Source organism: Acidovorax sp. FG42 (assembly GCF_057809195.1).
In genome coordinates, this window is sequence record NZ_JBMDJM010000001.1 from 492,918 (window position 1) to 517,019 (window position 24,102).

The 24,102-nt window shown below is 66.7% G+C and carries 23 protein-coding genes; 14 read left to right on the forward strand and 9 right to left on the reverse strand.

The genetic code is table 11. The annotated features are described in order from the left end of the window. The 3 genes from ACODSM_RS02295 to ACODSM_RS02305 all read right to left on the reverse strand — a co-directional run bounded on the left by ACODSM_RS02295 (nt 1) and on the right by ACODSM_RS02305 (nt 2,532). A complete protein-coding gene (locus tag ACODSM_RS02295; RefSeq protein ID WP_488804198.1) occupies nt 1–600 on the reverse strand; it encodes an ATP-dependent Clp protease proteolytic subunit in 600 nt (199 codons plus the stop codon). Nucleotides 601–738: 138 nt separating this feature from the next. Beyond that, entirely contained in the window at nt 739–2,055 is a 1,317-nt protein-coding gene (locus tag ACODSM_RS02300; RefSeq protein WP_488804199.1) for a flavin-dependent oxidoreductase, read from the reverse strand. Between the two features lie 123 nt (nt 2,056–2,178). After that, nucleotides 2,179–2,532 (reverse strand): FlxA-like family protein, encoded by a 354-nt coding sequence (locus ACODSM_RS02305; RefSeq protein ID WP_209816906.1) that lies wholly within the window; start codon nt 2,530–2,532, stop codon nt 2,179–2,181. A 136-nt stretch (nt 2,533–2,668) separates the two neighbouring features. Between ACODSM_RS02305 and ACODSM_RS02310 the strand changes: the two genes are divergently transcribed. The 3 genes from ACODSM_RS02310 (at nt 2,669) to ACODSM_RS02320 (ending at nt 5,237) form a co-directional block, all read left to right on the forward strand. Further along, entirely contained in the window at nt 2,669–3,487 is an 819-nt protein-coding gene (locus ACODSM_RS02310; RefSeq protein ID WP_422848032.1) for a sigma-70 family RNA polymerase sigma factor, read from the forward strand. Between the two features lie 64 nt (nt 3,488–3,551). After that, entirely contained in the window at nt 3,552–4,160 is a 609-nt protein-coding gene (locus ACODSM_RS02315; RefSeq protein WP_488804200.1) for a YdeI/OmpD-associated family protein, read from the forward strand. A 57-nt stretch (nt 4,161–4,217) separates the two neighbouring features. Then, nucleotides 4,218–5,237 carry an aldo/keto reductase gene (locus ACODSM_RS02320; RefSeq protein ID WP_488804201.1) on the forward strand — a complete coding sequence of 340 codons (1,020 nt, stop codon included), beginning with the start codon at nt 4,218–4,220 and terminating at the stop codon, nt 5,235–5,237. 195 nt (nt 5,238–5,432) lie between these two features. Here ACODSM_RS02320 and ACODSM_RS02325 read toward each other — a convergent pair whose 3' ends face one another. Then, nucleotides 5,433–6,353 (reverse strand): OmpA family protein, encoded by a 921-nt coding sequence (locus ACODSM_RS02325; RefSeq protein WP_476018037.1) that lies wholly within the window; start codon nt 6,351–6,353, stop codon nt 5,433–5,435. Between the two features lie 122 nt (nt 6,354–6,475). Continuing rightward, nucleotides 6,476–6,853: a DUF4398 domain-containing protein gene (locus ACODSM_RS02330; RefSeq protein WP_488804202.1), complete on the reverse strand. Its 378-nt coding sequence runs from the start codon at nt 6,851–6,853 to the stop codon at nt 6,476–6,478. Between the two features lie 375 nt (nt 6,854–7,228). Here ACODSM_RS02330 and ACODSM_RS02335 point away from each other — a divergent pair, with 375 nt between their 5' ends. Then, nucleotides 7,229–8,332 carry a mechanosensitive ion channel family protein gene (locus ACODSM_RS02335; protein ID WP_488804203.1) on the forward strand — a complete coding sequence of 368 codons (1,104 nt, stop codon included), beginning with the start codon at nt 7,229–7,231 and terminating at the stop codon, nt 8,330–8,332. Nucleotides 8,333–8,440: 108 nt separating this feature from the next. On the opposite strand, the gene gap is transcribed toward ACODSM_RS02335, so the two are convergent. Beyond that, nucleotides 8,441–9,439: a type I glyceraldehyde-3-phosphate dehydrogenase gene (gene gap, locus ACODSM_RS02340; RefSeq protein ID WP_015016165.1), complete on the reverse strand. Its 999-nt coding sequence runs from the start codon at nt 9,437–9,439 to the stop codon at nt 8,441–8,443. Between the two features lie 88 nt (nt 9,440–9,527). Further along, nucleotides 9,528–11,609, reverse strand: coding sequence for a transketolase (tkt, locus tag ACODSM_RS02345; protein WP_488804204.1), 2,082 nt, complete (start codon nt 11,607–11,609; stop codon nt 9,528–9,530). A gap of 123 nt (nt 11,610–11,732) precedes the next feature. On the opposite strand from tkt, the gene speD reads away from it, so the two are divergent. The 5 genes from speD to pyk all read left to right on the forward strand — a co-directional run bounded on the left by speD (nt 11,733) and on the right by pyk (nt 16,633). Next, nucleotides 11,733–12,122 (forward strand): adenosylmethionine decarboxylase, encoded by a 390-nt coding sequence (gene speD, locus ACODSM_RS02350; RefSeq protein WP_488804205.1) that lies wholly within the window; start codon nt 11,733–11,735, stop codon nt 12,120–12,122. Continuing rightward, nucleotides 12,119–12,895 carry a nucleotidyltransferase family protein gene (locus ACODSM_RS02355; RefSeq protein ID WP_488804206.1) on the forward strand — a complete coding sequence of 259 codons (777 nt, stop codon included), beginning with the start codon at nt 12,119–12,121 and terminating at the stop codon, nt 12,893–12,895. The genes speD and ACODSM_RS02355 overlap by 4 nt, the downstream gene beginning before the upstream one ends. Beyond that, nucleotides 12,892–14,289 carry an aminopeptidase P N-terminal domain-containing protein gene (locus ACODSM_RS02360; RefSeq protein ID WP_488804207.1) on the forward strand — a complete coding sequence of 466 codons (1,398 nt, stop codon included), beginning with the start codon at nt 12,892–12,894 and terminating at the stop codon, nt 14,287–14,289. The genes ACODSM_RS02355 and ACODSM_RS02360 overlap by 4 nt, the downstream gene beginning before the upstream one ends. Before the next feature lie 14 nt (nt 14,290–14,303). Then, complete coding sequence (locus tag ACODSM_RS02365; protein WP_488804208.1) at nt 14,304–15,089, forward strand: CPBP family glutamic-type intramembrane protease; 786 nt, start codon at nt 14,304–14,306, stop codon at nt 15,087–15,089. Nucleotides 15,090–15,196: 107 nt separating this feature from the next. Continuing rightward, nucleotides 15,197–16,633, forward strand: a complete 1,437-nt coding sequence (pyk, locus tag ACODSM_RS02370) for a pyruvate kinase (protein WP_343735587.1) — start codon at nt 15,197–15,199, stop codon at nt 16,631–16,633. 67 nt (nt 16,634–16,700) lie between these two features. Here pyk and ACODSM_RS02375 read toward each other — a convergent pair whose 3' ends face one another. After that, nucleotides 16,701–17,264, reverse strand: a complete 564-nt coding sequence (locus ACODSM_RS02375) for a phosphatase PAP2 family protein (protein ID WP_209816918.1) — start codon at nt 17,262–17,264, stop codon at nt 16,701–16,703. Next, entirely contained in the window at nt 17,257–18,009 is a 753-nt protein-coding gene (locus ACODSM_RS02380) for a phosphatase PAP2 family protein (RefSeq protein ID WP_488804209.1), read from the reverse strand. The genes ACODSM_RS02375 and ACODSM_RS02380 overlap by 8 nt, the downstream gene beginning before the upstream one ends. Before the next feature lie 92 nt (nt 18,010–18,101). On the opposite strand from ACODSM_RS02380, the gene ACODSM_RS02385 reads away from it, so the two are divergent. The 5 genes from ACODSM_RS02385 to ACODSM_RS02405 all read left to right on the forward strand — a co-directional run bounded on the left by ACODSM_RS02385 (nt 18,102) and on the right by ACODSM_RS02405 (nt 24,069). Beyond that, entirely contained in the window at nt 18,102–18,806 is a 705-nt protein-coding gene (locus ACODSM_RS02385; RefSeq protein WP_110960958.1) for a response regulator transcription factor, read from the forward strand. Further along, nucleotides 18,803–20,194 carry a histidine kinase dimerization/phospho-acceptor domain-containing protein gene (locus ACODSM_RS02390; protein ID WP_488804210.1) on the forward strand — a complete coding sequence of 464 codons (1,392 nt, stop codon included), beginning with the start codon at nt 18,803–18,805 and terminating at the stop codon, nt 20,192–20,194. Before ACODSM_RS02385 ends, ACODSM_RS02390 begins: the two co-directional genes overlap by 4 nt. Before the next feature lie 91 nt (nt 20,195–20,285). After that, nucleotides 20,286–21,350: a class II fructose-bisphosphate aldolase gene (gene fba, locus ACODSM_RS02395; protein ID WP_015016154.1), complete on the forward strand. Its 1,065-nt coding sequence runs from the start codon at nt 20,286–20,288 to the stop codon at nt 21,348–21,350. A 317-nt stretch (nt 21,351–21,667) separates the two neighbouring features. Then, a complete protein-coding gene (locus tag ACODSM_RS02400; RefSeq protein WP_291441916.1) occupies nt 21,668–22,402 on the forward strand; it encodes a hypothetical protein in 735 nt (244 codons plus the stop codon). A 62-nt stretch (nt 22,403–22,464) separates the two neighbouring features. Then, complete coding sequence (locus ACODSM_RS02405; RefSeq protein ID WP_295937069.1) at nt 22,465–24,069, forward strand: Re/Si-specific NAD(P)(+) transhydrogenase subunit alpha; 1,605 nt, start codon at nt 22,465–22,467, stop codon at nt 24,067–24,069. Nucleotides 24,070–24,102 lie beyond the last annotated feature (33 nt).

Sequence of the window (24,102 nt, forward strand, 5' to 3'; positions counted from 1 at the left end):
TCACCCCTTCAATGCCGTCTTGTGCTCGATGACGCGCGAGACCAGGCCGTAGTCCACCGCCTCCTCGGCCGACATCCAGCGGTCCCGCTCGATGTCTTCCAGCACCACCTCCAGTGGCTTGCCTGTCTGGCGGGCAATGGTGCCCGCAATCCGCTCACGCGCTTTCACCATCTCGCGCGCCTGGATGGCGATGTCGCTGGCCGGGCCACCCGCGCCGCCGCTGGGCTGGTGGATCAGAAATCGCGTGTTGGGCAGGCAGAACCGCCGCTCGCGCGGCGCCGCCAGGTACAGGTGCGTGGCCGCGCTGCCCACCCAGCCAGTGCCGATCATGTTCACCGGTGCAGAAATGAAGCGCACCAGGTCGTGGATCGTGTCGCCCGACTCCAGGTGCCCACCGGGCGAGCTCACCAGCATGTCGATGGGCTCGGCGCTGTCAGCGTCCAGCGCAATCAGCCGCCGTGCCACATCGGCGGCCAGCGTGTCGGTGATGGTGCCAAAGACCAGCAGGGTGCGGGCCTTGAACGCTTTTTCTTCCAGGTAAGACGTGCGCGGCTCGGCGTCTTGGGTGGGGGTTGGGGTGTTGGTGTCTGGCGTGTCCATAGGGCCAAGTCCTTGAAAAGAGTGACAGGACTGCCATGACGAACGAGACACGCCGGGCGTGACATTTTTCTGCGCTGAAATGTTCAGGCCAGCGCTGCAACGCGGACCCACTGGCCCGCACTGCGCCCCTTGGACTGTTCAGCCTGCGGCCACGCGCTGCCCCGGCGCAATGGTGGGCGGCGCCGCATTCAGCGTCTCGATCGCAAAACCCGCCGCCGCCTTGTAGCGGGCCATGAAGCCCTCGCGCTCCTCGCGTGGCAGCACGTCGTCGATGTGGTCGAACACCCCACCGCAGCGCTCGTCCACCAGCCCCAGCAGGCCAAAGGGGCCAGAGCCCCGGTTGCGCAGCACCAGCGCAGAGATATCCTTGCACAGCTTGTCGTCGTAGGCGCGCAGCGCCTGCGGGCCCACGCCATGCGCAATGAGCTGCGCGCCCAGCACGCGCGCATCCACGATGGCCTGACTGGCCCCGTTGGAGCCCACGGGGTACATCACATGCGCCGCATCGCCCAGCAGCGCCACGCGGCCGTCTACCCAGGTGGGCACGGGGTCGCGGTCGATCATGGGGTATTCAAAAATGTCCTTGGCCCCGCGCAGCATGGCGGGTACGTCCAGCCAGCTGTAGTTCCAGCCGTCAAAGTGGTGAGCGAACTCCTCCAGCGCCACACGCCGGTTCCAGTCGCCCTGCTGCCAGCCGCCCTGGTTGTCCACCGTGATCTCGGCAATCCAGTTGATGGTGGCCAGGCCCGTGGCCGGGTCGGGCGGCGTGATGGGGTAGAACACCACCCGGTGCTGCAGCGAGCCCACGCCCACAAACGACGCGCCTGTGCGCACCGGCACCCCCGGCGTGGTGCCGCGCCACATGATGGCTCCGCCCCACTGGATGGGCGGCTGCGTGGGGTGCATTTGCGCCCGCACGGCCGAGTGCAGGCCGTCGGCCGCAATCAGCAGCGAGCCCGCTACTTCGCGTTGCGTGCCGTCGCGTGTTTCGACGATGGCGGTGACGCCATTCGCATCCTGCCGGTAGCCCACCACACGTTGCCCCAGCTGCACGGCGTTGTCGCCCAGGCGGGCTTTGACAGCGTGGTACAGCATCATCTGCAGCTGCCCCCGGTGCACCGAATACTGCGGCCAGTGGTAGCCCGCCTCCAGGCCGCGCGGCTCGGCATACACCTCGTTCCCGTTGCGGCCCACCAGCGCCCATTCGCGTGCCTGCAGGCCAATGGTGTCCAGCACGTCGTTGCCAAACCCCAGGTCGTGCAGTTCGCGCACGGCGTTGGGCTGCAGGTTGATGCCCACGCCCAGCGGCTGCAGTTCCGGCACCGTTTCAAAGACGATGCAGGGCACGCCGATCTGGTGCAGGGTCAGGGCAGTGGCCATGCCACCTATGCCACCCCCGGCGATCAGCACGGGGCGGGCGGAAGAAGGGTGTGAAGTAGTAGGTGCGCCAGACATGCCGAGATTGTCCATGCAATGGCGGGTGGAGCTTGTCGCGGACGCCGCAGTCCCATGCGGCGCCGGGCGCATGCCGGGGGCGGTGTGCTGCAGGTTGGCAGCCTTCTCCCCAAGCCCTACTGCTCAGGCGTAGGTATCGACGTTGTTGCCCAGCCCAGCAGATGGAGTCTTTGCCGCCTGGGTCTTCTTTTGCTGCGCGGCATTGGCCGCCGCCTCTTCGGCCTTCGCCACCTGGGACAGTTGTTGCTCTTGCTGTTGCGCGCGCTGTATCGCCGTAATCTGGGCTTGCACCATCTGGATCTGCGCCTGCAGCAGCTTGGCCTTCTCTTGTTTGGCCTTGGCGTCCATGTCGGAACTGACCACGCCCTTGAGTTCCTCCGTCAGTTCACGCAGCTGCTTTTGCAGCTTGGCGATGTCGCTGCTGCCGCTGGAGGAAGAAGGTTTGACGGGGGATGAGGTGGTGCTGGCAACTTGCATCCCTGGTTATCGGCAAGGCGCAGGGAAAGTTGACGGGACCGCTCGCAAAGGGGGCGATTGAACTGAATGCCGCCTACCCATCCGAGCCATGGTCTACCGATGTGCGGCTTGCCGCAGCCTGTGGCACCATGCTCCGATGCAGAACGATGAACACCTGATGGCGCTGGTGAACGCCAACCGCAGTACCCTGCTGCGCGCCGCTACGCGCCTGCTGGGTTCTGCCGAGGCCGAGGACGCCGTGCAGGACGCCTACGTGCGTGCGCTGGAGGCCCAGGCCCCGGCGCTCAATGCGGCCCAGGCGTGGCTGTTGACGGTGGTGCGCAACCTAGCCATCGACCGCCTGCGGCGGCGCCAGTGGATGGCCCAATGGCTGACCGAAGCCACGCAGACTGCGCATGGCGCTGTTGCCGGTTCGGTCGCGCCCTCGGCAGAGGCCGATGCCGCGCTGGCGCAGCAAGCCACGCTCGCATTGCGGCGGCTGGCGGCGTGCGTCACGCCCATGGAGGGCGCCGCAGTGCTGCTGCATGCGGTGTTCGATGCCAGCCATGCCGAGCTGGCACAGGCCACCGGCCGGACGGAAGCGGCCAGCCGCCAGCAATTGCGCCGCGCATTGCAGCGCCTGCGGCAAGCCGAAGCGCAGGCCCGCCACTGTGATGAACGCGGTGAACCCAGTGACGGCGACCCGGCGGTGCTGCGCCTTTATCTGCAGTCTTTGCAACTACGGGACCCGCAGGCCCTGTGGGCCCTGCTGCGCCAGCCGCCCGTGAGTGCGATGGCGACGCAGCGCTCCGTGCAATCCGTACCACCGCGTGCCTCGCGCGCACCGGCCACGGTGGGTGGGGTGGTTCAGGTGGGCGGGCAACTGGGGTTGGTGCTCACGCTCGACGGCGTGACACTGTGCGTGTTGCCCCTGGGGCCCTGCGCCGAGCTGGCCCAAGACATCGTGGTGGCCTAGCCGACCCACCGGCACAGCAGCAAGAGCCCGCCCGGCAGCACTCAGGAAGGACGTTCGCAACACCATGGCCTCCCATACCACCCCTACCTTCTTCGCCACCCCCCAGGCATTCCGCCAGTGGCTGGAGCGCCATGCGGCCAGCGCGCCGGAGTTGCTGGTGGGTTTTCACAAGGTGGGCTCGGGCCGCCCCAGCATGGGCTGGTCGGAGTCGGTGGACGAAGCCCTGTGCTTTGGCTGGATCGATGGCATCCGGCGGCGCATTGACGAGCACACTTATTCGATTCGCTTCACGCCGCGCAAGCCGTCGTCGATCTGGAGTGCGGTCAACATCGCCAAGGTGGAGCAGTTGCAGGCGGCAGGCCGCATGACGCCTGCGGGGCTGGCCGCTTTCGCGCACCGCAAGGCCGACAAGTCGGCCATCTACTCGCACGAGCAGGCGGGGGTGGCCGAGCTGCCGGTGGCGCTGCAGCGTGCATTCCAGCGCAACAAAGCCGCGTGGCGGTACTTTCAGGAATCCACACCTCCCAGCTACCGCAAGGTGATGCTGCACTGGGTCACATCCGCCAAACGCGATGCGACCCGGGAGGCCCGGTTTGCGCAGCTGGTGGCCGCCTGCGCAGCGGGTGAGCGCATTGAGTTGTGGGCGAAGCGGCCGTCCAGTACCAAGGCTTAGTCCGGCCCCAAGCCCGAGCCACCCGGTAGGTTGCCGCGCTTGCCGTAAGCTCGCGGAATGCAACAAAGAAACCTTGGACCTTTCTCCGTCTCGGCCATCGGCCTTGGCTGCATGAACCTCTCGCACGCCTATGGCGCGCCGGTGTCTGCCGAGCAGGGCGAGCGCGTGCTGCTGGCCGCGCTGGATGCGGGCGTGACGTTGTTCGACACCGCCACGCTCTATGGCTTTGGCGCCAACGAAACCTTGGTGGGCCGTGTGCTGAAGCAGCACCGCAGCCGTTTCACCCTGGCCAGCAAATGCGGCATGCAGGGCGTCGATGTGAACGGCGACGGCAAGCGGGTGCGCGTGATCGATGGCCGGCCCGCCACGCTGCGCCAGACCTGCGAAGACAGCCTGCGCCGCCTGCAGACCGATGTGATCGACCTGTACTACCTGCACCGCTGGGACAAGAAGGTGCCCATTGAAGACAGCGTGGGCGCACTGGCCGACCTGGTGCGCGCGGGCAAGATCCGCAGCATTGGCCTGTCGGAGGTGTCGGCCGCCACCCTGCGCAAGGCCCACGCGGTGCACCCGATTGCGGCAGTGCAGACCGAGTATTCGCTGTGGACGCGCAACCCCGAGATCGCCGTGCTGGACGCCTGCCGCGAACTGGGCGCCGCCTTTGTGGCGTTCAGCCCCGTGGCGCGGGGCTTTCTCTGTGGCGAGCTGCGCGATGTGAGCACGCTCGACGCCAAGGACATCCGCCGCGCCATGCCCCGTTTTGCGCCCGACGCCTATGCGGCCAACCTGGCGCTGCTCGACGACTACCAGGCCATTGCGCGCGATGTGGGCTGCACGCCCGCCCAGCTGGCGCTGGCATGGCTGCTGCACAAGGCCGAGCACATCATCCCCATCCCAGGCACCACCAGCGTGGCGCATTTGCAGGACGACTTGGGCGCCGTTGATGTGCGACTGGATGCCGCCACCCTGGAGCGACTGGACGCGCTGATCAACGAGCGCACGGTGGTGGGCAGCCGCTACAACGCGCAGAGCGCGAGTGAAGTCGATACCGAGACGTTTGAAGACCGCGCAGCGTGAGCAGCGCGGTCTTTGTTGCGTTTATTGATATAGGCCGCAGAAACCGGCGTGGCTCAATCCAGCGGCCGCCGCGCAAGGGCCGCCAAGCCGCACGGGCGGCGCTTCGCTAGCGTGCGATGGCGGCGTCCCCCTGCCCGCAACGCGCAGCGGCGCGAGAGCGGGGGGAAGGCGCGCAGCGCCTCAGGGGGGTGTGCTTTATCTCCCGCGCAGGTTCCCCTTGTCATCTGCAATCACGATCTCCACGCGGCGGTTCATGGCGCGGCCTTCGGGTGATGCGTTGTCGGCCACCGGGTGGGCCTTGCCATAGCCGCGTGCGGTGATGCGGCTGGTGTCCACCCCGCGCTGCACCAGCGCATCGCGCACGGCCTGCGCGCGGCGGTCTGACAGGTCCTGGTTGTAGCTGTCGCTACCCACGCTGTCGGTGTAGCCCTCGATCAGCAGCTTGCGGTCCGGGAACTGCTTGAGGAAGTTGGCCAGCTTGTCCAGACGCGGTGCCGCCTGGGCCGACAGCTCGGCCTTGTTGAAGGCAAACAGCACATCGCCCAAGGTCACCAGCAGACCGCGCTCGGTTTGCTGGGCTTCCATGTCGCGCAGCTGGGCTTCGAGTGCGCGCACACGGTCTTGCGCGGCGTTGGCCTGGGCCATGGCGGCGGTGGCTTGTGCCTGCTGTTGTGCGGCGCGCTGCTCGGCGCTCATCGCCTGCTGCTGTGCCTGTTGTGCGCGCAGGCGGGCGGCGTCGGCCTCCTGGGTGCGGGCTTGCAGGCGGATGCGATCCGCTTCGCTGCCGGCCTGCTTGATGTTGGCATCGAGCTGGCGTGCGCGGGCCGTGTTGGTGGCGATCTCGGCACGCTGGCGGGCGATGTACGCCAGGTGGTTGGTCTCGGATGTGTCCTTGTCATCGGCCCACACGTGGTCGGCCTGGGCCAGGGCATCGGTGGCCTGCTTGAGTTCGAGTTGGGCGTACTGGTTGACGGCGGGGTCGCCTGCCGCAGTGCTCACGGCAGTGCGGGCCTCTTCGAGGGCGGGCGACGGGGTGGTACTGGCGCAGGCGGCCAGCAGGCCCACAGCAATCAGGCTGGTGCACAGGGCGGTGGTGCGGTGAAAAAAGCGTGGCATGGTCGGGTGTTCCTTGGGTGTTGGAGTGAATTCAATCGCGGTGCCATCGGGGGCCTTGGCGCCGGTGGGCGAGAGGCGCAGCCGCCAGGCGAGGCGCACTCGGCACAGCGCAGGGCGCTGGACTAGCGGGGCGATCGGCGGTTGATTTCTTCCTGCAGTGCGCGGATGCTGTCCTGCACCTGGGCCAGGGTGGCGGCATTGCCCACAGCGTCGGCGCGGGTCTCGGCCACGCGGGCATCCACCTCGGCCTCTGCGGCGAGGCGGCGCGCGGCCACATAGTCCTTTTCTGCCATGGCCTTCTCGGCCTGGATGAGCTTCTCGCGGGCCTGCTGCAGCTGCACGGGAGCGCTGGTGGCCACTGCCGGTGCCGCCGCCACGCGGTTGACGGTGGTGCGGGTGACCGCCATCTGTTCGGTGGGGGCTGGGGTGGACGAACAGGCGGCCAGTGCGCCCAGTGCGAGTGCCGCTGTGGCAGTGCGGATCAGTGCAGTTGATTGCATGGTGTATGGGACTCCTCTGGAGGTTGTTGGAGACGCCGCACCCGTGTGTGGGGTAGGCAACCAGGGGGTTCTGGTGTTGATGCATTGTTGGGGCCCGCTCGGCGAGCGGGCGTAGGTCCTGCCTCTGTATCGCTGTCGGGCATGTCTTACGAACATTTGCACGCCGGGTGCTGACACTGCTTGGTGCTGAGGATCTGGAGGCCCGTTGGGGAACTCTCGCTTTGCAGGGGTCTCGATCAAGGGCAATACGCGTGCGCACCGCGTTGTCCCCAGGCTGCGCCGTCTGCTGCTGATGCCTTTGCGCGGGCTGTGCGCGCACGCCGTACGCCCGCCTTCCACCCATCCCCATTGCACAACGAAGAGGAGAGTTACTGCATGCCGCCATCCACGTTTTTCACCTGGGTCCAGGAGACCACTTTTGCGGGTGTGCCGCTATGGAGCCTGTGTGTGGCCCTGGCAGCGGCGGTCGCTACCTATGCCGCCATCCTTGTGGTGTTGCACCTGCTGACCCGCCGCGCCAAGGTGTGGGCCACGCAGTCACACAGCGGCATGGCACTGACCCTGGTGGATGTGCTGGAAGGCACGAGCCGCACGCTGGTGCTGGTGGTGGCGCTGCTGGTGGGCGCAAGTCTGCTGGATCTTCCAGGCCGCTGGGAGAGCCGTCTGAGCCAGCTGTGGTTTGTGGCCGTGGCGCTGCAGATGGGGCTGTGGGGCATGCGCGCGATCGGTATCGGCGTGCGCCGCTATGTGGAGCGGCACTCGTCCAGCGGCATGACGCAGGTCAGCGCCTCGGCCACGCTCATGTCGTGGGGGCTGCGCACGCTGCTGTGGAGTGTGGTGCTGCTGGCCATCTTGTCGAATGTGGGCGTGAACATCACGGCCTTCATCGCCAGCCTGGGGGTGGGCGGTATTGCCGTGGCGCTGGCGGTGCAGAACATCCTGGGCGACTTGTTTGCCTCGCTGGCGATTGCGGTGGACAAGCCTTTTGAGGTGGGCGACTTCATCGTGGTGGGTAACGTGTCGGGCACGGTGCAGGTGATCGGTCTCAAGACCACGCGCATCCGCAGCTTGCAGGGCGAGCAGATCGTGATGTCCAACACCGACCTGCTCAAGCAGACCATCAGCAACTTCCGCATGCTGGAGCGGCGGCGCATCGTGTTCACCTTTGGCGTGGCCTATGACACCACCCCCGAGCAGGCGGAGGCGATTCCAGGCGTGGTGCGCAAGCTCATCGAGTCGCACCCGGAGCTGCGCTTTGACCGTGCGCATTTCAAGGCGCTGGGCACCAACTCGCTGGACTACGAGGTAGTCTATATCGTCGAAGACCCGGCCTACAACCTCTACATGGACCTGCAGCAGTCCATCAACCTGGGGCTGCTGCGCGAGTTCAAGGCCATGGGGGTGGAGTTCGCATTCCCCACCCGCACGGTGCACATTGCCAGCGCACCGCCGCAGGCCCCTGCTGCTGCGGTGTCCTGATTGCGCAGGCGGGTACTGCGTAGGCAAAAAAAAGCCGGCAGCCTTTGCAGGCCGCCGGCTTGAACAGGGTAGTTGCCTCTAGCGCTTTTTCAATTTCTCAAAGAACGCTTACTTGGCGACCACGCGCACCATTTCCAGGCACTTGTTCGAGTAGCCCCATTCGTTGTCGTACCAGCTCACGACCTTGACGAAGGTGCCGTCCAGCGCGATGCCGGCGTCCGCGTCAAAGATCGAAGTACGGGTGTCGCCACGGAAGTCGGTGGCCACCACCTTGTCTTCGGTGTAGCCCAGCACGCCCTTCAGCGCGCCTTCGGACTGGGCCTTCATCTCGGCCTTGATTTCTTCGTAGGTGGCGGCCTTTTCCAGCTCCACTGTCAGGTCCACCACCGACACGTCGGAGGTGGGCACGCGGAAGGACATGCCGGTCAGCTTCTTGTTGAGGGCTGGGATCACCACGCCCACGGCCTTGGCAGCGCCAGTGCTCGAAGGAATGATGTTTTCCAGAATGCCACGGCCACCGCGCCAGTCCTTGTTCGAAGGGCCGTCCACGGTCTTTTGCGTGGCGGTGGCAGCGTGCACGGTGGTCATCAGGCCGCGCTTGATGCCCCACTTGTCGTTCAGCACCTTGGCCACGGGGGCCAGGCAGTTGGTGGTGCACGATGCATTGGAGATGATGGCCTGGCCCGCGTAGGTGTCGTGGTTCACGCCGAACACGAACATGGGGGTGTCGTCCTTGGAGGGGGCCGACAGCACGACCTTCTTGGCGCCTGCGTCGATGTGCTTTTGTGCCGTGACCTTGTCCAGGAACAGGCCGGTGGATTCGATCACGATGTCGGCGCCGACTTCGTTCCACTTCAGGTTGGCAGGGTCGCGCTCTTGCGTCAGGCGGATTTTCTTGCCGTTGACGATCAGGGTGTTGCCTTCCACAGCCACGGTGCCGTCGAAGCGGCCGTGCACCGAGTCGTACTGCAGCATGTAGGCCAGGTAGTCGGGCTCCAGCAGGTCGTTGATGCCCACGACTTCGATGTCGCTGAAGTTCTGGATGGCCGAGCGCAGCACGTTGCGGCCGATGCGGCCGAAGCCGTTGATACCAATCTTGATCGTCATAGGGAGCCTCTTCAAAGTTGCAAAGTCGAAATCGGGAATCTGCCGCTGCGCGCCCGCTGGCAGCGGGGCACAGCGGGCAGAAGAAGTTTTAGCGGGCCTTTTTGGCGGGCTTCAGGCGCGCAGCACCGGTGGCCACCAGCACGGCATCGGCCACGTTCTCTTCGGTGAAGCCGAAGTGCTTGAACAGCACGGGCGCGGGGGCCGATTCGCCGTAGGTGTCGATACCCACCACGGCGGCGCAGCCGTACTTCCACCAGCCGTCGGTCACGCCCATTTCCACGGCCACGCGCGGCACGCCGGCGGGCAGCACGCTGCTCTTGTACTTGGCGTCTTCGCGGTCAAAGGTGGTGGTGCTGGGCATGGAGACCACGCGCACCGGCACCTTCTTGTCGGCCAGCAGGCGCTGGGCCTTCAGGGCCAGCTGAACTTCGGAGCCGGTGGCGATGATCACGGCCACAGGTTTCTTCTTGAGGCCCACATCGGCAGGCTCGCTCAGCACGTAGGCGCCGCGCGAGATGTCGCCCAGGTCGCGCTTGGGCGCGTACGGAAGGTTCTGGCGCGACAGGGCCAGCACGGTGGGCTTGTTGCGGTTGGACAGGGCCACGCTCCAGGCCACGGCGGTTTCGGCCGTGTCGGCAGGGCGCCACACATCCAGGTTGGGGATCAGGCGCAGGCTGGCCACGTGCTCGATGGACTGGTGCGTGGGGCCGTCTTCGCCCAGGCCGATGGAGTCGTGCGTGAACACGTGGATCACGCGCTGCTTCATCAGCGCGGCCATGCGGATGGCGTTGCGGCTGTAGTCGCTGAAGGTCAGGAAGGTGCCGCCGTAGGGGATGAAGCCGCCGTGCAGTGCCACGCCGTTCATGATGGCGGCCATGCCGAACTCGCGCACACCGTAGTTGATGTGGCGGCCACCGATCTTCTGGCCTTCGGCCACTTCGGTCTTGACCACATTGCCCTGCATGTCGAAGCGCAGGTTGGGCGTGCTCTTGGTGTTGGTGAGGTTGGAGCCCGTCAGGTCGGCGCTGCCGCCCAGGAGTTCGGGCAGTGCGGCGGTGAATGCTTCCAGCGCGAGCTGGCTGGCCTTGCGGCTGGCCACGGTTTCGCCCTTGGTGTGGGCGGCCACCACGGTGTCCACGGCCACCTGGGCAAAGTTGGCGGGCAGGTCGCCCTTCATGCGGCGGGTGAATTCTGCGGCCAGTTCTGGGAAGGCCTTGCTGTAGGCGGCAAAGCGGTCGTTCCAGGCGGCTTCGGCTTGTTGGCCGCTGGCCTTGGCGTCCCAGCCGGCGTACACGTCTTCGGGGATGGCGAAGGGCTCTGCGGTCCAGCCCAGGGCTTCGCGGGTGAGCTTGATTTCTTCAGCGCCCAGGGGCTCGCCGTGGGCCTTGGAGGTGTTGGCGCGGTTGGGGCTGCCCTTGCCGATGTGCGTCTTGCAGATGACCAGCGTGGGGCGCTCGGTCTGCTTCTTGGCTTCGGCAATCGCGTCCGCCACCTTGTCGGCATCGTGGCCGTCGATGGGGCCGATCACGTTCCAGCCGGCGGACACAAAACGCAGGGCGGTGTTGTCGGCAAACCAGGGCGTCACCTGGCCGTCGATGGAGATGCCGTTGTCGTCGTACAGGGCGATCAGCTTGTTCAGCTTCCAGGCGCCTGCCAGCGAAATCGCTTCCTGGCTGATGCCTTCCATCAGGCAGCCGTCACCCAGGAACACGTAGGTGTTGTGGTCCACCACGGCATGGCCTTCGCGGTTGAACTCGGCGGCCAGCAGCTTCTCGGCCAGCGCAAAGCCCACGGCGTTGGTGATGCCCTGGCCCAGCGGGCCGGTGGTGGTTTCCACGCCGGGGGTGATGCCCACTTCGGGATGGCCGGCGGTCTTGCTGTGCAGCTGGCGGAAGTTCTTCAGCTCGCTCATGGGCAGGTCGTAGCCCGTGAGGTGCAGCAGCGAATAGATCAGCATCGAGCCGTGGCCGTTGCTCAGCACGAAACGGTCGCGGTCAAACCACTGGGGGTTGGTGGGGTTGTGCTTGAGGTGGCGAGCCCACAGGCCCACGGCCATGTCGGCCATGCCCATGGGCGCGCCGGGGTGGCCGGAGTTGGCTTGTTGAACGGCGTCCATGGCCAATGCGCGGATCGCATTTGCCATCTGTTGGGATTGCTGGGTGTTGGCCATGGGGGAGTGGTTCAGGGTGGGAGGTTCAGGGGAAACCCGGCATTTTACCGGCGCGGCTTTCACCCGACTGAATCGGCCAGCCGTGCGCTGGGCGCAGGGCGGCAATGCACTACAGTGCGGGCCATGCAAGGACTGCACCTCACTGCCGATCTCCAGGGCTGCCGCTGCGCCAGTGCCTGGCTGCTGGACGCCACCGCCCTGGGCCGGGCCTGTACCGATGCGGTGCGCGCCGCCGGGCTGCAGGCCGTGGGGCAGTTGTTTCATGAATTTCCGGCCACAGCGCATGGCCCTGGTGGGGTGACAGCTACTGTTTTGCTAGCAGAGTCCCACCTGTGTGTGCACACCTGGCCTGAGCAGCGCGCGGTGACGCTGGATGTGTATGTGTGCAACTTCGGCGCCGACCATTCGGCCAAGGCGCACGCGCTGATGGACACGCTGCTGGCCTTGTTCCAGCCCACTGCCGTGGATCGCCACGCGCTGCAGCGGGGTGTGGTGAGCGGGGTGGCGGCATGAGTCCTGTTCACCACCAGGTGCCCGCCCTGTTGCTGGCCGCCGGCCGGGGCGAACGCATGCGCCCGCTGACCGACACCACCCCCAAACCCCTGCTGCAGGTGCAGGGTCAGCCGCTGCTGCAGTGGCACCTGCAGGCCTTGCTGGATGCGGGTGTCGAGAGGGCGGTGATCAACACCGCATGGCTGGGCGAACAGATCAGCGGGTATTTTTCCAGCGTTTTTACCTCCAAGCCCAGGAAGAATATGCCTGAGCAGCTATCAATTTCATACTCCCACGAAGGAATGGACTTTGGCGGCGCGCTGGAAACCGCTGGCGGTATCGCCCGTGCATTGCCGCAGCTCGGCCCGGTGTTCTGGCTGGCCGCAGGCGATGTGTTTGCGCCCGATTTCATGTTCGACAGCGCGGCGGTAGCGGCCTTCGAGGCCAGTGACTACCTGGCCCACTTGTGGCTGGTGCCCAACCCCGCCCACAACCCGCGTGGCGACTTCGGCCTGTCGGCCGACGGCCTCGCGCTGAACCTGCCCGCCGACGACCCCGCACCGCGCTACACCTACAGCACCATCGCCCTGCTGCGCGCCGAGCTGTTTGCGCTGCCCTGGTGCGACATTCCGCCGGGCAATCCCAGCGGCATCAAAGCCCCGCTGGCGCCACTGCTTCGCCGGGCGATGGACAATGGCCGCGTCAGTGCGCAGCTCTACACCGGCCGCTGGACCGATGTGGGCACGCCCGAGCGGCTGGCCGAACTCAACACTCTTTCTCTCGACGCGCCATGAACACCACCGTGCCTGCCTCCGTCTATGCCCAGCGCCGCGCGCACCTTGCTGCCCAGCTGGGCCCCGGGGGCATTGCCATCATTCCCACGGCGCTGGAGCGCCCACGCAACCGGGACAGCGACTTCCTGTTCCGCCACGACAGCTACTTTTATTACCTGACCGGCTTCACCGAGCCCGGCGCCTGCCTGGTGCTGGCGCACGACGGCCGCAGCACGCTGTTCTGCCAGCCCAAGGACCTGGAGCGCGAAATCTGGGACGGCTACCGCCTGGGCCCGGCTGCTGCGCCCGCAGCCTTGGGCGTGGACGCCGCGCATTCGATGGCGGAGCTGGACAGCAAGCTGCCGCGCCTGCTGGAAAACACGGCCTGCGTCTGGTACCCGTTTGCTACGCACAGCGGTCTGGCTGCACGCGTGGAGGGCTGGCTCAACGTGGTGCGCGGGCGGGTGCGCTACGGCGCCATCTGCCCTGCCGAGCAGAACGACCTGTGCACCTTGCTCGACGAGATGCGTCTGTTCAAGGACGCGCATGAGCAGGACATCATGCGCCGCGCCAGCGCCATCAGCGCGCAGGCCCATATCCGCGCCATGCAGCGCTCGGCCCGCATGCTGCGCGCCGGTGAGGATGTGCGCGAATACCACCTGGATGCCGAGCTGCTGCACGCGTTCCGCGACGCGGGCTCGCAGTACCCGGCCTACAGTTCCATCGTGGCCGCTGGGGCCAACGCCTGCGTGCTGCACTACCGCGCCGACGCGGCTCCCGTGCGCGACGGCGAGTTGGTGCTGATCGACGCAGGCTGCGAGCTTGACAGCTACGCCAGCGACATCACCCGCACTTTCCCGGCCAAAGGCAAATTCACGGGGCCTCAGCGCGCGCTGTACGACCTGGTGCTGGCCAGCCAGGATGCAGCCGTGGCGGCCACCAAGGCCGGCGCTCGCTTCAACGACCCGCATGACGCCACAGTGGCCGTGCTGGCCCAGGGCATGCTGGACCTGGGCCTGCTCGACAAGAACAAGGTGGGCACCGCACAGGACGTGATCGACCAACGTGCCTACTTCCAGTTCTACATGCACCGCACCAGCCACTGGCTGGGCATGGACGTGCACGACTGCGGCAGCTACGTGGAGCCCGGCGAGGTGGGCCAGACCAGCGAACGCAAAGACCCGCTGTCGGGCGAAACCATCACCAACCGCCCCAGCCGCATCCTGCGGCCCGGCATGGTGCTGACCATCGAGCCCGGCATCTACGTGCGCCCCGCCGAAGGGGTGCCCGAGCAGTTCCACAACATCGGCATCCGCATCGAAGACGATGCCATCGTCACCGAGACGGGTTGTGAGCTGATCACGCGCGGCGTGCCGGTGAAGGCCGACGAGATCGAAGCGCTGATGCGCGCCTGAGCGTGGGCAAAGCCATGGCCTTGGACACCGCTGCCAGAGCCGATGCGGCACATGCTCCGGCTCAGCCCGGCAAGTGGCGGCTGGGCGGCGCGCTATGGCTGCTGGGCATGCCTGGCGTGGTGGCGGTGGTCTGGACGCTGCTGCCCACCCTGAAGGCCAACGAAGCCCTGCTGCCGCTGGCGCCAGAGGCCGTGCTGTTGCTCAGCGGGTTGCAAACGGCGGCGCTCCTGGCGCTGGCCGTGGCGCTGGGGGTGTGGCTGGCGCCCCGCGTGGGTTTGCAGGCGCCTGCAGTGTCTGCTTGGCTGGGCGGGCAACCTGCCTGGCATGGGCTGAGAGCCCAATTGCTGCCCGGCATCGTGGGCGGTGTGGCAGGCGCTGCGTGGCTGTGGGTGCTGTCCCGGCTGGCGCCCACGGCGCTCCAGCCCTCCGATCCTGCCAGTGCCATGCCGTTGGTGGTCAAGCTGCTCTACGGCGGCATTACCGAAGAGCTGATGGTGCGCTGGGGTGTGATGACCCTGCTGCTGTGGCTGGGCTGGCGCCTGTTGCAGCGCGGGCAGGGGCGGCCGGGCAAGGGATTGGTGGCTGCGGCGGTGCTGCTCAGTGCCGTGTTGTTTGCCGTGGGGCATCTGCCTGCCGCGCAGGCGCTGGCCGGCGTGTTGACCGTGCCGGTGGTGGCGTTCGTCTTGGTGGGCAACACGGTTTTTGGCCTGGTCGCGGGCTGGCTGTTTGCGCGCTACGGCCTGGAGGCCGCGATCATTGCGCATGTGCTGGCGCATTGGTTGTCGTCCCCGCTGCTCTGACGCGCTGAGCCCTGTTGCTGCGGAACGGGTAACTCGCATGTAACCGCTTCGTGTGAGAATTGAAACTCGATTACATCCCCAACGACCGAGAGAAAAGAGACATGTCCATGCCTACCCGCCGCGCCACCAAGATTGTTGCCACCCTGGGTCCTGCGTCGAGCGACCCGGCGCTGCTGGAGGCGATGATCCGAGCGGGGGTGAACGTGGTGCGGCTGAACTTCAGCCACGGCAAGGCGCAGGACCACATCGACCGTGCGGCCACCGTGCGCGCGGCCGCCCAGCGCGCAGGCCGCGAGGTGGCCATCATGGCCGACCTGCAGGGCCCCAAGATCCGCGTGGGCAAGTTTGCCGAGGGCAAGGTGCAGCTGGAGCCGGGCGCCAAGTTCGTGCTCGATGCCTCGCGCACCGAGTTGGGCGACATCAATGGCGTGGGGCTGGACTACAAGGAACTGCCGCGCGATGTGAAGTCGGGCGACCTGTTGCTGCTCAATGACGGCCTGATCGTGCTCACCGTGGATGCGGTGCGCGGCGAAGAAGTGCACACCACCGTCAAAGTAGGTGGCGAGCTGTCCAACAACAAGGGCATCAACAAGAAGGGGGGCGGCCTGACGGCACCAGCCCTTACGGCCAAGGACATGGAAGACATCCGCACCGCGATGAGCTTCCAGGCCGACTACGTGGCCGTGAGCTTCCCCAAAAACGCGACCGACATGGAAATGGCCCGCCAGCTGTGCAACGTGGCAGCCTCCGAATTCCGCCACAAGCCCGGCCTGATCGCCAAGATCGAACGGGCTGAGGCCATTCCGCACCTGGAGGCCATCCTGCGTGTCTCCGACGGCATCATGGTGGCGCGTGGGGATCTGGCGGTGGAAGTGGGCAACGCGGCCGTGCCTGCACTGCAAAAGAAGATGATCCGCATGGCGCGGGACCTGGACAAGGTCGTCATCACCGCCACGCAGATGATGGAGAGCATGATCACCAACCCCGTGCCTACGCGCGCCGAGGTGAGTGACGTGGCCAACGCCGTGCTGGACGGCACCGACGCCGTGATGCTGAGCGCCGAAACGGCCGCTGGCCGCTACCCGCTCGAAACCGTGGAAGAGATGGCCACCATCTGCGCGGCAGCCGAGGCGGCGGAAGACCACCAGCTGGATGCTGACTTCACCGGCCAGACCTTTGGCCGCATCGACCAGTCCATCGCCATGGGCGCGCTGTTCACTGCCCACCACCTGGGCGCCAAGGCCATCGTCGCCATGACCGACAGTGGCGCTACGGCCCTGTGGATGAGCCGGCACAGCATCCGCATCCCTATCTACGCGCTCACCCCCAAGGTGGCCACGCAACGCAAGATGGCCATGTACCGCAACGTGCGTCCCTTGCTCATGGACACCAGTGCCGACCGTGACACTGCGCTGGACCAGGCCGAGCGCCACCTCAAGAGCCGCAACATCGTGCAAAAGGGTGATGTGTACGCCATCACCTGTGGCGAGCCTATGGGCGCACCCGGCGGCACGAACATGCTGAAGATCTGCGTGGCCAGCTGACTGGCAGAGGGGGCGCTCCCTCACCGCTCCTGCGCTACGCCCTCAAGGCGATAGCGCCGGACGGCGGTCAGTGTGCGTTGCCCTGTGGCGACTTGTGCAGCAGGGCTGCCTGCCAGCGGGGTGCCCGCGCGGCCAGGGCATGAATGGCCGCTGCGGCCAGCCCCCCGGTGAGCAGGCCCGCCAGCACATCGGACGGAAAGTGCACGCCCAGGCAGACGCGGCTCCACACCATCGCAGCCGTGACCGCAGCGGCCAGCCAGGTCAGCCCGCGGACCGGCCGCAGTGCGAGGCTGGCCGCCAGTGCGGCGGCGCCTGCCACATGCATGCTGGGAAAGCCTGCGCGCGCCGCGTGCTCGATCCACTGCACTCCAATGCCCAGTTGCGCAGGTCGCGGCGCCGGTACGGCCAGCCGCAGCAATTGCACCCCTAGCCAGGCCAGGGCCATCGACGCGAGCGCCAGGGCCAGGGCGCGCCGCTGCGCCGCGTTGCCCAGCACCAAGCTGCCGAGCAGCAGGCCGCCCATGGCGGTGGGCAGTTGCTGCGACACCCACCGTGCCACCGCTACCACGGCAGGCAAGGTGGCGGCGTCGGCATTGAGGGCCTGAAACAGGACCAGATCGATTTCAAGCATGGGAGCCGTCCGCTGGCGTGGTGGTGTTGGCGAAATGCGGAAAGCGGGGCCGCAATGCGGTGGCTGCCAGGTCGCAGAGCCAGCCGGTGGTCCAGCACAGCCAGCCTGTCCATAGCGTATGGCTCATGAAATGGGCGCCACGCACCTGCTGGGCGGCACCCAATACAAACCCGGCCAGCAATGCGCTCGCCAGCCACCAGCGCGCGGCCGTCGGCGCCTTGTGGCGCAGCGCGAAGTAGCCGCCCAGAAAGGCGAATCCCGCCGATGCATGGCCCGCCGGAAAGCAGCGGCCGCTGCCGCCATCGAGCACGCCCAGCGCCCAGTGCGACACATGGCGCGCCACGCCGCCAAACTGCGCCAAGTCCCAGGGGCAACTGGTGGCGCTGAGGTTCTTGGTGATGCTGACCACGGCCAGCGAGAGCAGGGCGCTCACGGCCATTTGCAGGCGCTCGCTGGCGTCCAGCTTGCGCAAAAAGCCGCGCGGCCACCACACGCTCAACGCCAGCAGCAGCACCAGAAGCCATCCCAGGCGGCGGGCGCCTTCATGCAGCACCTGCACAAAAAACCACTGGTCCCGCATCGGAAACCCGTTGGAGGACCCGAACACCTGCGCAAAGGCCAGGTCTTGGCCCGCCGCATCCCAGGCCACGACACAGGCCAGTGCCCCCAGGGTCCAGAAAAGCAGTGTGTGGCGGTGCAAGGGGACCTGGGGCGCGGTGGACGGCGGGACGGACGAAGGCTGCATGCGCCGGAAGATAGGCTGCCGTACTTAACGCCGTCTTAAAGTTGGCATCGCCACTGTCACTCCCCTGACTGATGGGCTGCGACAATGCCCGCATGCGAATACTCGTGGTCGAAGACGATGCGGGCATAGCCAGTGGCCTGCGCAGCAACCTGCAGCAGCGCGGCTATGCGGTGGATGTCAGTGATGGCGTCGCCAGCGCCTGGAGCGCCCTGCGCGCCGAGCGTTTTGACGCGGTGCTGCTGGACCTGGGGCTGGTGGACGGGGACGGCAGCGAACTGCTCAGGCGCCTGCGCCTGAGCCCTCCCGCCACCGGCGCCGCATCAGCCACCTTGCCGGACCCCGCCACGCCCGTCCTCATCGTCACCGCGCGCGACCAGGTGCACCAGCGCATTGCGGGGCTGGACCAGGGGGCTGACGACTATCTGACCAAGCCGTTTGATGTGGATGAGCTGGACGCGCGCCTGCGCGCCCTGTTGCGGCGCGCGGCGGGGCGGGCGTCGCCCACCATCCGCCTGGGCGACATCGAGCTGGACCCTGCGACGCGCACGGTGCGCCAGCAAGGCAAGCCGGTGGAAATGTCTCCGCGCGAGTTTTCGGTGCTGCTGGTGCTGCTGGAGGCGCGCGGCCGGGTCCTGTCGCGCCAGCAGATCGAGGAGCGCCTATACAGCTGGGATGCTGCCGTGGAGAGCAATGCCGTCGAGGTGCACATCCACCACCTGCGCCGCAAGCTGGGCAGCGCCTCGATCCAGACCATGCGCGGAGTGGGCTATTTCATGCCGCAGGAAAAGCCTGCATGAACGCGCCCCCTGTTTCTCGTCCCGCATCGGGGCGCCGCCCCTCGCTCACCCGGCAGCTGTTGCTGTGGTCCCTGGGGGCGCTGGCCATTGTCTGGGGCAGCTTCGTCTTCATTGGCTACCAGACCGGTGTCCATGAGGCCGACGAGCTGACCGACGGGCACCTGGCCAGCGTGGCCGCGCTGCTGCTGAATCTGCGGGCCACTGAGGCCATGGAGGGCCCGCAGCGGACCGAACGCACCCCCACGCCCTGGCTCAAGTCACACGACTACCAGCAGACCATCAGCGTGGTGCAGTGGGATGCGCAGGGGCGCGTGCTGTCCATCACGGGCTCGGTGCCCGAGCCGCCTTTCAGCGATGCCGAGGGGTTTGCCGACCTCACGCTGGGCCCCGACAAGGTGGCTTGGCGCAGCTTTTCGCAATGGGATGCGGGGCGCACCCGCAAGATCATGGTGATGCTGGAACTGCGCGAGCGGGACGAGCTGGCGGATGACATCGCGGGGCAGCTCATCGAGCCCGGTCTGTGGTTGCTGCCTGTGGTGTCATTGGCTCTGGGGCTCGCGCTGTGGCGCGGCTTGCGGCCCTTGTACGCGCTGTCCGCCGATGTGGCGGCATTGGACCCGGCCAGTGCCCAGCGCCTGGCATCGCGCCATGCCTGGAGCGAGTTCGAGTCGGTGGTCGCGTCCATCAACACCTTGCTGGACCGCCAGCAGGTCGCCATGGTGCGCGAGCGCCGGCTGGCCAACGAGGTGGCGCACGAGCTGCGCACACCGCTGTCCTCTATCGCCCTGCAGGCCAGCGCCCTGGCGGGGGAGCTGACGGAAGAGGCCCGGGCCCAGGCGCTGGCGCGCATCGGCCAGGATGCCCTGCGCGCAGGGCATGTGCTCAACCAGCTGCTGGCCCTGGCCCGCGCCAGCCGGGCAGAGCTGCATGAAGCCAAGGCGCCCGTGGACCTGAGCGCCCTGGCGCGGTCGGTGTGCGCCGACTATGCCCAGGCAGCGTGGAAGCGGGGCGACGACCTGGGCCTGTCGGCGCCGACCGCGCTGACCGTGCCCGGCCATGCGGTGCTGCTGGACATTGCGGTGCGCAATCTGGTGGAAAACGCGCTCAAGCACACGTCCGAGGGCACCCAGATCGCCGTCCAGCTGGGCATGGCGGACGCTGGTGGCGTGTGGCTGCAGGTGTGCGACGACGGGGCGCGCCCGCAGGCCGGCAGCGCACCGGGCCGTGCGGCGGCGGTGCCGGTGGATAGCCTGCATCTGGGGCATGAGATCCTGCGCCGCGTGGCGGACATTCACGGGGGGCACTTTGGCGCAGCCCCTGCGCCCGCGCCCTTTACCACCTGCTACCGGTTGGATTTGCCATCGCCCTCCGTACCGGCCCCCGGTTAAAATTACGAGTTACCAAGCGGTTACCACCGTATTGCCGGGCGCTACAGCGCCTCGCCCCCTCCTTCATCAACCCACCACGGACCCCACGACCATGCCCCTCGTTTCGATGCGCGAACTGCTCGACCATGCCGCTGCCAACAGCTATGGCATCCCTGCCTTCAACGTCAACAACCTGGAGCAGGTGCAGGCCGTGATGGCGGCTGCGGACGAAGTGGGCGCTCCCGTCATCCTGCAGGCCAGCGCTGGCGCGCGCAAGTACGCGGGCGAGCCCTTCATCAAGCACCTGATCCAGGCTGCGGTCGAGGCTTTCCCCCACATTCCCCTCGTCATGCACCAGGACCACGGCACTTCGCCCAAGGTCTGCCAGGGCGCCATCGACCTGGGCTTTGGCTCGGTGATGATGGACGGCTCGCTGATGGAAGACGGCAAGACCCCTTCGTCCTTCGACTACAACGTCGAAGTGACGCGCAAGGTGGTGGACATGGCGCACAAGGTGGGCGTGACGGTCGAAGGCGAACTGGGCTGCCTGGGCAACCTCGAAACCGGGGATGCGGGCGAAGAAGACGGCATTGGTGCCGTCGGCAAGCTCGACCACAGCCAGATGCTGACCGACCCCGAAGAAGCCGCCACCTTCGTGAAGGCCACCCAGCTGGATGCCCTGGCCATTGCGATTGGCACCAGCCACGGCGCCTACAAGTTCAGCCGCAAGCCCACGGGCGACATCCTGGCCATCAGCCGCGTGAAGGAAATCCACAAGCGCATTCCCAACACCCACCTGGTGATGCACGGCTCGTCGTCAGTGCCTGCCGAACTGCTGGCCATCATCAACCAGTACGGCGGCAAGATGAAGGAAACCTACGGCGTGCCCGTCGAGGAAATCCAGGAAGCCATCAAGCACGGCGTGCGCAAGATCAACATCGACACCGACATTCGCCTGGCCATGACGGGCGCGGTGCGCAAGTTCCTGTTTGAGAACCCCGACAAGTTCGACGCCCGCGAGTGGCTCAAGCCCGCCCGCGAAGCGGCCAAGCAGGTCTGCAAGCAGCGCTACCTGGAGTTCGGCTGCGAAGGCCAGGGCAGCAAGATCAAGGGCCTGAGCCTGCAGGCTGTGGCGGCCCAGTACGCCTCGGGTGCGCTGGCGCAAGTGGTGAACTGATCGTTGGCACCAGGCCCTCAGGGGCCGCTGCCCAGCCTGGCTGCGTTGTGCTGCCAGGCTTTTTTTTGCCTGTGTGCGGGTGGAGACTGGGGAGTTCTCTCTACAGCAGACAAAGGCGACAGCACAAAGATTTTCTTCATGTAAGCTCGCGGTCAGCTTGCCCACCGGCAGCGCCGCAAGAAGTGTCCGATACCAGGGCGCTTTCAACACATTTTTCACCAGCGACACCGAGCTGGTTGTTGCATGGCAGGAGCCGTCGAAGGACGTACTCGGGTGCCGTGGGATGATTGAAGGCGAATTCGTATGAACCTTTCTCTATGACTCTGACCATTTCAAAGTTCCGGCGGCTGCTGCCTCTCTTGCCCGTGTTGGCTGTGACGGTGTTCACGGCGGCCTGCGCGCCCCTCACTGTTCCTCCCCAATCCGAATACCCCGTGGGCCGCGCCCGCCTGGTGTTGCCACCGGGGGCGTGGCAGGATCTGGGCACCTCCGAGGAGGCCATTGCAGGCTCGGGAGGCCGTATCGCGCTCCAGACCCGCGATGTGGGCTTGCGGAATGCGCAGGGAGACTGGCTGGCCGTATTGCGCGTGCAGACCAACCGCGCCGGAGACCTGAGTGGTTCTCCGCAAGGCATCGGTTATTGCCCCACCCAGCAGGACGTCACCGTGGAGGACGGCGCTGCAAGCAGTCCTGTACGCGCAGACTGTCTGCGGCTCAAGCGATGGGGAAGCAGTTCCCAGTGGCTGGACAAGAACCGGCCAGACCTTGTCGAGTGGCTCCGCACCAGCAAGATCACTCTGACCCAACCTTACACCTATCTGAGCTATCGCTATGTCACGGAGGCGGGTGCGTGGGTGAAGGTCGATGCCCTGGTGGACCAGCGACTGTTGCGTCCGACCACGCGCAACAACGAGGAATTCCTGGTGGCTGGACGACCCGCACTGCAGTGGGGGCGTGACCTGGCCCAGGCCGTGCGCCTGAGCACCGGTATGGTGGACGGTCATCTGGCCATCCCACCCTTCCCCTTCCCAACACCCACCTCCAGGCCTTAGCGCTCAAGACCTCCCTGTCTGGCGGCCTGGCATAACGATTACGAAACTTGAGGAGACCTCTGATGCAGACAAGCCCCGTCCCGCAGCCGCAGCGTATCGGCGTGCCCAGGGAGACCTTTCCCGGCGAAAAGCGCGTGGCCACCGTGCCCGATGTGGTGGAGAAGCTGATCAAGCTGGGCTTTGCCGTCACGGTCGAGTCCGGGGCTGGGGATGCCGCCAATTTCAGTGACGATGCCTACCGCGCTGCAGGCGCCGAGATCGTCAGCGACGCTGCGGCACTGTGGGCGGCCTCCGACATCGTCTTCAAGGTGCGCCCGCCCAGCAGCGATGAAGTGGCGCGGATGCGCGAGGGCACCACCCTCATCGACTTCATATGGCCTGCCCAGAACCCCGATCTGATGCAGCAGCTGGCCGCCAAGAAGGCCACGGTGCTGGCCATCGACTGCCTGCCCCGCACTTTGAGCCGCGCTCAGAAGATGGACGCGCTCACCTCCACCGCCGGGGTCAGCGGCTACCGTGCCGTGATCGAAGCGGCCAATGCCTTCGGCCGCTTCTTCAACGGCCAGATCACGGCCGCAGGCAAAGTGCCGCCCGCCAAGGTGTTCATTGCGGGCGCTGGCGTGGCAGGCCTTGCCGCCATTGGCACCGCTGCCAACCTCGGCGCCATCGTGCGCGCCAACGACACGCGCGCCGAGGTGGCCGACCAGGTCAAGTCGCTGGGCGGCGAGTTCGTCAAGGTGGACTACGAAGAAGAAGGATCGGGCGGCGGCGGCTATGCCAAGGTCATGAGCGAAGGCTTCCAGGCCGCGCAGCGCAAGATGTACGCCGAGCAGGCCAAGGACGCGGACATCATCATCACCACCGCGCTGATCCCCGGCAAACCCGCGCCCAAGCTCATCACCGCCGAGATGGTGCAGAGCATGAAGCCCGGCAGCGTGATCGTGGACATGGCCGCCGAGCAAGGCGGCAACTGCGAGCTCACCGTGCCCGGCGAGGCCGTGGTGCGCCATGGCGTGACCATCGTGGGCTACACCGATCTGGCCTCGCGCCTGGCCAAGCAGTCTTCCACGCTGTACGCCACCAACCTGCTGCGTCTGACCGAAGAGCTGTGCAAGGCCAAGGACGGCGTGGCCGTGGTCAACATGGAAGACGATGCGATCCGTGGCCTCACCGTGGTCAAGGATGGTGCTATCACCTGGCCCGCCCCGCCGCTCAAGCAGGCACCGGCGCCCGCGCCCAAGGCTGCGGCGCCGGTGGTTGAAAAGAAGTCGGGCCATGGCCACGGCACGGGCGCGCCCATGTCCGCCAAGACGCTGACCATCGTTTTTGCCGTGATGGCCGTGCTCTTCTGGGCCGTCGGCGCCTACGCGCCCGTGGCCTTCCTGGGGCACTTCACGGTGTTCGTGCTGGCCTGCTTCATTGGCTACATGGTGGTGTGGAACGTCACGCCCGCGCTGCACACGCCGCTGATGAGCGTGACCAACGCCATCTCCAGCATCATCGCCATCGGTGCGCTGGTGCAGATTGCGCCGCCCGATGCGGGCGTGAACGGTCGGCCTGACGGGCTCATCCTGTGGCTCGCGTTTGCGGCCCTGGTGCTCACGGCCATCAACATGTTCGGCGGCTTTGCGGTCACGCGCCGCATGCTGGCAATGTTCCGCAAGTAATCCGATAACGACAAGAACAACAAGGAGCACCCA

Excerpts from the sequence above, each read along its gene's own strand:
- ACODSM_RS02295 (WP_488804198.1), bottom strand. The coding sequence starts at position 600 with ATGGACACGCCAGACACCAACACCCCAACCCCCACCCAAGACGCCGAG.
- ACODSM_RS02300 (WP_488804199.1), bottom strand. The coding sequence starts at position 2,055 with ATGTCTGGCGCACCTACTACTTCACACCCTTCTTCCGCCCGCCCCGTG.
- ACODSM_RS02305 (WP_209816906.1), bottom strand. The coding sequence starts at position 2,532 with ATGCAAGTTGCCAGCACCACCTCATCCCCCGTCAAACCTTCTTCCTCC.
- ACODSM_RS02310 (WP_422848032.1), top strand. The coding sequence starts at position 2,669 with ATGCAGAACGATGAACACCTGATGGCGCTGGTGAACGCCAACCGCAGT.
- ACODSM_RS02315 (WP_488804200.1), top strand. The coding sequence starts at position 3,552 with ATGGCCTCCCATACCACCCCTACCTTCTTCGCCACCCCCCAGGCATTC.
- ACODSM_RS02320 (WP_488804201.1), top strand. The coding sequence starts at position 4,218 with ATGCAACAAAGAAACCTTGGACCTTTCTCCGTCTCGGCCATCGGCCTT.
- ACODSM_RS02325 (WP_476018037.1), bottom strand. The coding sequence starts at position 6,353 with ATGCCACGCTTTTTTCACCGCACCACCGCCCTGTGCACCAGCCTGATT.
- ACODSM_RS02330 (WP_488804202.1), bottom strand. The coding sequence starts at position 6,853 with ATGCAATCAACTGCACTGATCCGCACTGCCACAGCGGCACTCGCACTG.
- ACODSM_RS02335 (WP_488804203.1), top strand. The coding sequence starts at position 7,229 with ATGCCGCCATCCACGTTTTTCACCTGGGTCCAGGAGACCACTTTTGCG.
- gap (WP_015016165.1), bottom strand. The coding sequence starts at position 9,439 with ATGACGATCAAGATTGGTATCAACGGCTTCGGCCGCATCGGCCGCAAC.
- tkt (WP_488804204.1), bottom strand. The coding sequence starts at position 11,609 with ATGGCCAACACCCAGCAATCCCAACAGATGGCAAATGCGATCCGCGCA.
- speD (WP_488804205.1), top strand. The coding sequence starts at position 11,733 with ATGCAAGGACTGCACCTCACTGCCGATCTCCAGGGCTGCCGCTGCGCC.
- ACODSM_RS02355 (WP_488804206.1), top strand. The coding sequence starts at position 12,119 with ATGAGTCCTGTTCACCACCAGGTGCCCGCCCTGTTGCTGGCCGCCGGC.
- ACODSM_RS02360 (WP_488804207.1), top strand. The coding sequence starts at position 12,892 with ATGAACACCACCGTGCCTGCCTCCGTCTATGCCCAGCGCCGCGCGCAC.
- ACODSM_RS02365 (WP_488804208.1), top strand. The coding sequence starts at position 14,304 with ATGGCCTTGGACACCGCTGCCAGAGCCGATGCGGCACATGCTCCGGCT.
- pyk (WP_343735587.1), top strand. The coding sequence starts at position 15,197 with ATGCCTACCCGCCGCGCCACCAAGATTGTTGCCACCCTGGGTCCTGCG.
- ACODSM_RS02375 (WP_209816918.1), bottom strand. The coding sequence starts at position 17,264 with ATGCTTGAAATCGATCTGGTCCTGTTTCAGGCCCTCAATGCCGACGCC.
- ACODSM_RS02380 (WP_488804209.1), bottom strand. The coding sequence starts at position 18,009 with ATGCAGCCTTCGTCCGTCCCGCCGTCCACCGCGCCCCAGGTCCCCTTG.
- ACODSM_RS02385 (WP_110960958.1), top strand. The coding sequence starts at position 18,102 with ATGCGAATACTCGTGGTCGAAGACGATGCGGGCATAGCCAGTGGCCTG.
- ACODSM_RS02390 (WP_488804210.1), top strand. The coding sequence starts at position 18,803 with ATGAACGCGCCCCCTGTTTCTCGTCCCGCATCGGGGCGCCGCCCCTCG.
- fba (WP_015016154.1), top strand. The coding sequence starts at position 20,286 with ATGCCCCTCGTTTCGATGCGCGAACTGCTCGACCATGCCGCTGCCAAC.
- ACODSM_RS02400 (WP_291441916.1), top strand. The coding sequence starts at position 21,668 with ATGACTCTGACCATTTCAAAGTTCCGGCGGCTGCTGCCTCTCTTGCCC.
- ACODSM_RS02405 (WP_295937069.1), top strand. The coding sequence starts at position 22,465 with ATGCAGACAAGCCCCGTCCCGCAGCCGCAGCGTATCGGCGTGCCCAGG.